Consider the following 6,330-nt stretch of genomic DNA (forward strand, 5'->3'; position numbering starts at 1 on the left):
TCATTCGACCCATGCTGGCGACCCGGCGTCATGCAACATGCCAGCATCAACCGCCGCAGCCACGTCAGAGGATCTTTTCGAAGATGTTGAGTAGTCCTTCGGTCTTGCTCGAATAGGGTGGCAGAAGTTGACCAAGCAGGCTGAGTTTCGGCTGAGAGAACACCGGCTTGTAATGAGTGAAGCGCTCGAAACTGGCGACGCCGGTATAGGCACCGATGCCGCTCTGTCCGATGCCACCGAAAGGCAGCCGGCGCTGGAAGACGTGCATGACCGTGCCGTTGAGAGTCACGCCGCCAGCGTGCGTTTCGGAAATGATCTTGCGCCGTTCCTCACTTTCGTCGCCAAAATAATAGAGCGCCAGCGGGCGCTCATGCCGGTTTACGTAGCGAATGAGCTCGTCTTCGGAGCGATATGGCATGATCGGCAGGATCGGTCCGAAAATCTCCTCCTGCATCATCGCCATGTCATCGGTAACGTCGAGAACCGCCAACGGCACGATCCGATGCCGTTCAGGAAGCGTTCCATCGCCGTTGTCCGAGAGGTTGAGCACCGTCGCGCCCTTGGCTTCGGCATCATCGAGCAAACCTTGGAGCCGCGCGAACTGTCGGTCATTGATGATACTGGTGAAATCGGGGTTGCTTGCCGCGTTGGGGTAGCATTTGGCAACCTGAGCGCGGAGTGCGGCGACGAAGCTTTCCATCTGATCGACATGGACGAAGGCATAGTCAGCGGCGATGCAGGTCTGGCCGGCGTTGAGCAGCTTGCCGAACACTAAGCTTTCACAGACTTGTGCAAGCGATGCACCCTTGCCCACGATGGCAGGGCATTTGCCGCCAAGTTCCAGAGTAACAGGTGTAAGGTTGGCAGCCGCCGCTTCATAGACTTTGCGGCCAACCGCGGGTGAACCGGTGAAGAGAATATGGTCGAAAGGTAGGGCCGTCATCGCCTGTGCCATGTCGGGCCCGCCCTGGACAATCGCGAATTCCTCTTCGGCGAAATACCGGCGCACAAGCCGCTCGCTGGCTTCGGCGGCGTTGGCGGAAACTTCGCTCGGCTTTGCGATCACGCGGTTGCCGGCCGCCAATGCACCGGCCGCGCCAACGAATATGGTGCCGAGCGGATAGTTCCACGTGCCGAGAACGCCCACCACACCTAGGGGCTGGGGGACCAGGCGCGATGAACCGGGAAGGCCGAAGATGTCAGTCTTCACCCGCCGCGGCCTCAGCCACGTCTTCAGATTGCGGCGCGCAAATTTAATTTCCGATATGCCAAGCATCAGGTCGAGCAGGATAGTCTCGTAGCGGGATCGAATGCCGAAATCGGCGGCAACGGCATCGACCAATTCGTCTCTGTGCTGCTCAAATATCCGGCCAAGGCGCCCGAGCAGGTCCATGCGTTCTTCGTAGCTGCGCGAAACCTGCTCACGCGTCCCTTCGCGTTGGGTCGCGAAAATTCGTTCCAGCTCAGTTCTGTTCCGAGACGCATCCACGTTAAATCGTCCGGAGGCGCGCTGGCCGCTCGGCGCTGCTCGCCTGGGCGGTGCTTTCAGCTGCGCCGATCTCAGTGATCACAGCGCGCTCGATTCTGTACGCCGTGCCGATGAATGAGGGACCGTTGCCGGTGGAACGCATCATGGATGCTCCTCGGTCTGAAAGTCAGGTCGAAAAAATCGGGGGCAGCGGGCGGGAGAGGATGCCCGCCGCCCCCGTCGCAGCAGCGATCAGAACTTGACTGTCGCTTCGACGCCATAAGTGCGCGGCATGCCGCGGTTCAGATAATCGTAGCCGAACACGTTGATGTTGAGGCCGTAGGTGTAGTAATATTTGTCGAACAGATTCTTCGCCCACAAGCTAACCGACATATTGTCGTGCGCATAGGTTAATCGCGCATTGGCGAGCCAGTAGCCCGGATTTGCGCATGTAATCGCCTTACCCGCGAGCGTTATGTTCGATCCCGCTGGGGGTGTATCGCACGGTGTCTGCCCATAATTCTTGAACGGATCAAAATAGTACTTGCCCATGTAGGACGCATCACCGCGCAAGGTCAGCTTGTTGGTGCCGTCATCGATCATATCCCAGTCGAATCCGGCCTGGAACGTAACCTCCGGCGCGTTCGGGAAGGGATTGCCGTTGACGTTCAATGTCGGGCTGGCCGGGTTTGCCGGATCGATCACATTGCCTTTGTACTTGCTGTTGAGATAGCCCAGCGAAGCATCGAAACGCAACGTATCGGCCACCTGCCAGGCGAGTTCGGCCTCGCCACCGAACAGGCGACCATTGGCGCTGCGCGTGAAGGTTGTAGCGCCGACCACCTGCGTTACTTGGTGATTCGAATACTCGTAGTAGAAGCCCGCGAGGTTAAGTTGGACGCGGCGATCGAACAGCCGGGTTTTGAGCCCCGCCTCATATGCATTCACCTTTTCAGGCTGGATATAATAGACTTGATTGACGCCCTGATAGGCAAGCCCGTTGAAGCTGCCGCTGCGGTAACCGCGACTGTACTGGAGATAGCCCATGATATCATCGGCGAACTCATAGCTGACATTGATACGGCCGGTTAGCCTGTTTGCCTTTTCGCGCTGCTCAAGCGGCGCGAGATTGGGGTTGTATGGATTGCTGTAGGGGATCAGGTTGACAACCGGCGTCGTACCGTCGAGCGCATAGAGGAAAGTGCTGCCGTTAAGGTAATTGACCTTATCCTGGGTGTAGCGTGCACCCACCGCCACGGTCAGCCGCTCGGTCGCTTTCCAGGTTACGTCGCCGTAGATCGCCTTCGAGGGGCGCGACACGTCAAAACGCTGTTCGCCGAGGATCGGGGTGAACGGAGGCGCGCCTGCCCCGGCGCAGCCCGCCGAAAAGCTACCCCCCATGCCGCCATTGCCCGTATTATTGATCGCGATGTCGGTCTGGAGTGCAATCAGCGAGCGTGCATCAAGGAAGCCGTTGGGATTGATCTCGATCGCGTCGCAGAATCCGGCATCGCCAGGCCCCAACGCCGGATTGGCGGCAAAGGCTGGGATATAGCGGATCGCGTCGGGCGTTCCGATTGCGGCGTTATTGTAGCTGCCCGGAAGACCGGCGCCAAGCAGCAGCGGCCTCAGCGCCCCGAAAAAGTCCGGGTAGTTGACCGTCTTGACCTTGTCCCTGCCATAATAAAGGCCGGCAATGATATCGAGGCGGTCGTTCGAATAGCTGAAACGCAGGTCCTGGTTGAAATTCTTGCTCGTCGACGTGAGGCCGATCGAGCAGAGATCGGCTGGGCCGCCATCGCAATCATCAGGATTGTTGATATAGTCGCCGGTGTCGTAGCCGGTAATCGAGGTGACGGAGAATTGGTCGCTGACATCCCATTTGATGTTGAGGGCTATCCCTTTCGACTTGCTGATGTTCTTACCTACCCGATCAACTGCGACCTCATTGTCACGCAGCAACCGCCCGCCTAGGAAAGGTTGCGGATCGTAACGCGAATAGCCGAGCGCATCCTGCCCGCCCGCGAGTTGACCACCTGCATAGGGCGCGGTGCCCCATGGATCGTCCTTCGCGGCATAGAGCTTCAAATTGATGTCGAGATCGGGATCGGGCCGGAAGCGGATCGAGATGCGACCGCCGATCGTATCGGTGGTCCCTAGGTCGCGCTCATTCCCAGGCAGTACATTGCGCTGCCAACCATCCCCTTTTGCAAAAGTACCGGCGACGCGGACGCCCAAGATGTCGGGAACCAGCGTCGCTTCAGCGGCGCCCTGCACCGTGAAAGTGTCGTAATTGGCATAGCCGGCGGTCAGATAGCCATTGGCCTCTCCCAGATCCGGCTTGCGCGTGAAGAAGCTGATCGCGCCACCCGTGGTGTTGCGACCGTAGAGTGTTCCTTGCGGTCCGCGCAGTACCTCGACCCGGTCGATGTCATAGAGTTGCAGGCCATGGCTCGCCCGGAAGCTCTGATAGACTTCATCGACATAGACGCCAACCGGCGACGCAGTGGAGGCGGAAAATTCGTTCGCCACTGAAATCCCGCGCAGCGAGAAATTCGGTTGGGTGCGACCATAGGGAGTGGTGACTTGCAGGCTGGGGATCGCGCCCATCAAGTCTGAGGTCTCCGTGATGCCGCGCGTGCGCAGCGTCTCGCCGCCTATGGCGGAAACGGCGGCTGGAACATCCTGCAAATTCTGTTCGCGCTTCTGCGCCGTGACGACGATTGTCTCAAGGCCACCTTCCTGCGCCTCGGGCTTTTCGCCCTGCGATGCAGCGTCCTGGGCATGTGCCGGCACTGCAAGCGCACACGCGATCGATAGCGCGGTGGCACAAAGCAAATTTGTCCTAAAGGCTGTGACCATGACTGTCCTCCCCACGGCATTTTTTGATTTGGCGCCATTTGCCGCGCCTTGGGGCTCATCGTCCAATTCAATTTGTTGGCGAACTATTCCTCCCACTCATTGATTAAGGACTGATGAGCCTGCACCGCTGACGCTTCGTGGCGACGCAAATAACCCCATATATTTCATTGAATTAGTCACGCTGAGCGCGTCCATCGGGACGGATGCGCGCGTTCTGCTCGCCCCAATCGAGCCCTTCCAGACGATGTATCGGCGTAATTGGCGGTCCCGGCGGTTTCCCTTGTCGAGTTGCAAGGGGAATCAGCTATGATGAGATGTAGTGAGATACGGTTTCTTGGAGTTCATTCTACTATTCGCGGATGCATCTAAGTAGCTGATATTTCTAACAACTATGGCAGAAAACCGCGCCTCTAAATCGGCGGTTCTGACTTTTGAGGCTCATCGCGAAGCCGCCCGAAGGGGGCGTTGCCAATACGGCTGTCTCTGGTCGCTTGGTGGCAGGTGCTGGATGGGAGCGGAACAGCGCATGAATTGTGAGAACTCGATAGGATTCTTCTCGACATTCGACACTGCGGTTGCCGCGTCGATCACGTCGGCCCAGTCTTGGAGCATCCGCCTTCGCGGTGTGAGATAGAGCGCACTGTTGTAAGCGCCGCGCACCTCATCCTCGTCCTCGTGAGCGAGCGCCATCTCGATCCAATCCGGCTTGTAGCGTTCGGCTTCGTTCGCCCAGGTCGAGCCGAGCCCCCTAAACCCATGTACCGTCTGCCGATGGAGATACCCCATCCGATAACAGGCATAGATCATGGTGTTCTCGGAAATAGACTTTCCAGGCTTGGCTCCGGGAAAGAGGAACGCATCGTTCGTCGCCTGCAAGCGGCGCTGAACGATCATTGCGGCCTGGCGGGACAGCGGAACAAGATGCTCACGTTCCATCTTCATGCGCTCCGGCGACAGACGCCATAGCGGGTTCGGTCCATAGAGATCCTCGAACTCGTCCCTGGCCGCGAAGCGGGTTTCGCTGGTTCGGACCCATGTGAGCAAGGTGAACAGCAGCGCGTCACGGGTGATCTCGCGGCGGCGCGGCGTGTCCTCGCCGTCATAGGCGAAGATCGCTCGCACCAGCTTCGGAAACTCCGCGAGCGGCACGCGCGCCATGTGCCTGACGGGCGGCTTGGGCTTGAGCGCATCGTTGAGGCCGAGCGTCGGATCGATGGTCGCCCAGCCGCTCGCGATCGCGAAGCGATAGATCTGGCTGACGTTCTGCTTGAGGCGACGGGCGATATCGAGGGCGCCGCGCGCTTCGACCGCGCGGATCATCTCGAGAATCTCGGGCGGGTCGATTTCCGTGATCGGACGCTTCCCGATGACCGGAAAGACGTCGCGCTCCATCCGGTTGATGACGCGCAGGGCATGGGCCGAGTCCAGCCCTTCAATACGATTGGCGTGCCAGGCCCGCGCAATCTCTTCGAACAGCTTGAGCGCGGCCCTCTGCTTCTTCGCCCGCTTCCTGGCCTCGGCGGGGTCCTCACCCTGATCGAGCAGCCGCTTGGCTTCGGTCCGCTTCTCGCGGGCGATCGCCAGCGTGACGGTCGGATATTTGCCGAAGCTCAGCAGTTTTTCCTTGCCGTCGAAGCGGTATTTCAGGCGCCAGAGCTTCGATCCGTTCGGCTGGACGAGCAGGTGCAGGCCTTCTCCATCGGACAGCTTGTAGGGGCGCTGCCGCTTGGTGGCGTATTTGACCTCAAGTTCTTTCAAAGCCATCTGGGGGTATCGCCTGTTTTGGGGACAGCCGAAAAATACCCCCAAAATACCCCCAATCCAAATCGCCGTGGGTGGCCGCAGCCGGTCGCACCGGGACGCCGGCGTACGCAACGGGACGCGAAAAATATTTGATTTTCCTCGAAAAATGTCTGCCAGTGGCCTCAGTGGGTCACTGGTGGACAATCCGGGTTGGTAGCGGAGGAGGGACTCGAACCCCCGACACGCGGATTATGATT

Annotated in this window: 3 protein-coding genes; all 3 read right to left on the minus strand. The window is 59.2% G+C overall.

Annotated elements, in window-relative coordinates:
• Positions 1 to 64: 64 nt before the first annotated feature.
• The 3 genes from QOL68_RS18550 to QOL68_RS18560 all read right to left on the minus strand — a co-directional run bounded on the left by QOL68_RS18550 (position 65) and on the right by QOL68_RS18560 (position 6,094).
• Entirely contained in the window at positions 65 to 1,489 is a 1,425-nt protein-coding gene (locus QOL68_RS18550) for an aldehyde dehydrogenase family protein (RefSeq protein ID WP_157228455.1), read from the minus strand.
• 231 nt (positions 1,490 to 1,720) lie between these two features.
• Complete coding sequence (locus QOL68_RS18555) at positions 1,721 to 4,396, minus strand: TonB-dependent receptor (RefSeq protein ID WP_208597935.1); 2,676 nt, start codon at positions 4,394 to 4,396, stop codon at positions 1,721 to 1,723.
• A 372-nt stretch (positions 4,397 to 4,768) separates the two neighbouring features.
• Positions 4,769 to 6,094, minus strand: a complete 1,326-nt coding sequence (locus QOL68_RS18560) for a tyrosine-type recombinase/integrase (protein WP_081095415.1) — start codon at positions 6,092 to 6,094, stop codon at positions 4,769 to 4,771.
• Positions 6,095 to 6,330 lie beyond the last annotated feature (236 nt).

It is taken from the genome of Sphingopyxis sp. Geo25, assembly GCF_949769135.1.
In the GTDB taxonomy this organism is placed as follows: Bacteria; Pseudomonadota; Alphaproteobacteria; order Sphingomonadales; family Sphingomonadaceae; genus Sphingopyxis.